Origin of the sequence: Ameyamaea chiangmaiensis (genome assembly GCF_013376175.1) — a bacterium.
Taxonomy (GTDB): Bacteria; Pseudomonadota; Alphaproteobacteria; order Acetobacterales; family Acetobacteraceae; genus Ameyamaea; species Ameyamaea chiangmaiensis.
This window is the reverse complement of record NZ_JABXXR010000287.1, coordinates 1-1,633: the sequence shown is the minus strand read 5'-3', so window position 1 is coordinate 1,633 and position 1,633 is coordinate 1. Positions and strand designations below refer to the sequence as shown.

General features: G+C 67.4%; 2 protein-coding genes, 1 tRNA gene and 1 pseudogene. 3 read left to right on the top strand and 1 reads right to left on the bottom strand.

Going from position 1 to position 1,633, the window contains the following annotated elements:
- From HUK82_RS16420 to HUK82_RS16410, 3 genes are all read left to right on the top strand, one after another.
- Positions 1-428: pyrroline-5-carboxylate reductase dimerization domain-containing protein (locus tag HUK82_RS16420; protein ID WP_305144420.1), on the top strand; the 428-nt coding region annotated here is incomplete at its 5' end.
- A gap of 133 nt (positions 429-561) precedes the next feature.
- A complete protein-coding gene (locus HUK82_RS16415) occupies positions 562-1,182 on the top strand; it encodes a TetR family transcriptional regulator (protein ID WP_176614938.1) in 621 nt (206 codons plus the stop codon).
- Between the two features lie 128 nt (positions 1,183-1,310).
- Positions 1,311-1,385 (top strand) — tRNA-Gln (locus tag HUK82_RS16410).
- 34 nt (positions 1,386-1,419) lie between these two features.
- On the opposite strand, the pseudogene HUK82_RS16405 reads toward HUK82_RS16410, so the two are convergent.
- A pseudogene (locus HUK82_RS16405) lies at positions 1,420-1,633 on the bottom strand (hypothetical protein); the annotation flags it as partial.

Here is a 1,633-nt window from a genome sequence, read left to right as displayed (position 1 = left end):
AGGGCATGACTGTGGCCTGCGCGCCGGGGCTTGCGGACGCGCAGCGGGCCTTGTGCACGCGCCTGCTCGAGGCGGTCGGCGAGGCCGCCTGGGTCGAAAACGAGGAGGAGGTCGACGCCGTCACCGCCGTGTCGGGCAGTGGCCCCGGCTATGTGTTTCTGGTGGCGGAGTTGCTGGAGAAAGGGGCGGTCGAACAGGGTCTTTCGCCCGAACTGGCCAGGATTCTCGCCCGCCAGACGGTTGCGGGCGCCGGTGCCCTTCTGGCCCGCGACCCGCAGGACGCCGCCGATCTGCGCCGTCAGGTGACCAGTCCGGGCGGCACGACGCAGGCTGCCTTGGACGTGCTGATGGCGCCCGACGCGTTACCCGACGCTTTTTCCCGCGCGATCGCGGCAGCCCGCGCGCGCGCCGCCGAACTCGCGTCCTGAAGGCCGTGGTCGGCGCTGCGCCCGCCGCGCCCTATTTTGACCGCACGACGATGCAACATCCGTCGTGCCGGGGCCGTTTATCTGTGATGCGCCCCTCCGGGCAGACTGATTCTTCGCTTACTGGAACCCGATTATGACCGCCGACACCGAGCATTTCGACACAGCCCTTCTGAAAGCCGCGCTCGAACTGGCGGCGCTGCGCGGATGGCGAGGATTGACGGTTGTCGACGCGGCCCGCGACGCGGGGCTGCCACTGGATGAAGCCCGGTCCCGGTTCCCGTGCAAGGCGGCGATCCTGATGCGCTTGGGCCGTCTGGCCGACGAGTCCGCGCTGCGCGACGACCAGTTGTCCGGCAGTGCGCGTGAACGCCTGTTCGATCTGCTGATGCGCCGGATCGACGTGTTCCAGCATTATCGCGACGGCGTGACCGCCGTTCTCAAAGGCTTGCCGTTCGATCCGGCCCTCGCGGCGCTGCTGGGTGCCGCGACCGTCGACAGCATGGCCTGGCTTGCCCGCACCGCCGGGATCGAGACGACGGGCCTTCGCGGGTTGGTGCGTATCAAGCTTGTCGTTGGGGTGTGGGCGATGGGCATCCGCGCCTGGATGCGCGATGAGTCCGAGGATCTGGCTGTCACGATGGCAGCGCTGGACGGCGCGCTGGACAAGGCGGCGCGTTTTGACCTGTTCCCGACCGTCGACATGCCGTCTCATGCGGTCGATATCGATCCGACCGCCGAGACGACGTCGATCTGAACGGCGCAACTGTATCCCGCAACGCCGGTCTCGGAATAAGGGCGTCAGGGCCGCGACGGCTGATAAACGCCTTTACGAACCCCCCGTGATAACAGTATCAAGCGCCACGCGGCCAGCGGTCGCGGGATTGGGGCGTAGCCAAGTGGTAAGGCAGCGGATTTTGATTCCGCCATGCGGAGGTTCGAATCCTCCCGCCCCAGCCAGTCCTTTCCCCCGACAGCCAGAGGCCTTCCGCCCTCAGTATCCGTAAGGGCCGGGATAGGGATAGGGATAGGGATAGGGATAGGGCGAGCCGTATCCGTACGACGGATAGCCATAATAGCCCTGGTATCCGCCGTAATAGGGTGCTGTGGCCGCACCGATCGCAACGCCGGTCGCCAGACCAAGGCCCACGCCACCCCAGCCCCAACCCCAGCCCGGGCCACTCCAGCCCCAGCCGGGACCGCCCCAG

Coding starts and splice junctions, on each gene's coding strand:
- HUK82_RS16415 (WP_176614938.1), top strand. CDS start 562: ATGACCGCCGACACCGAGCATTTCGACACAGCCCTTCTGAAAGCCGCG.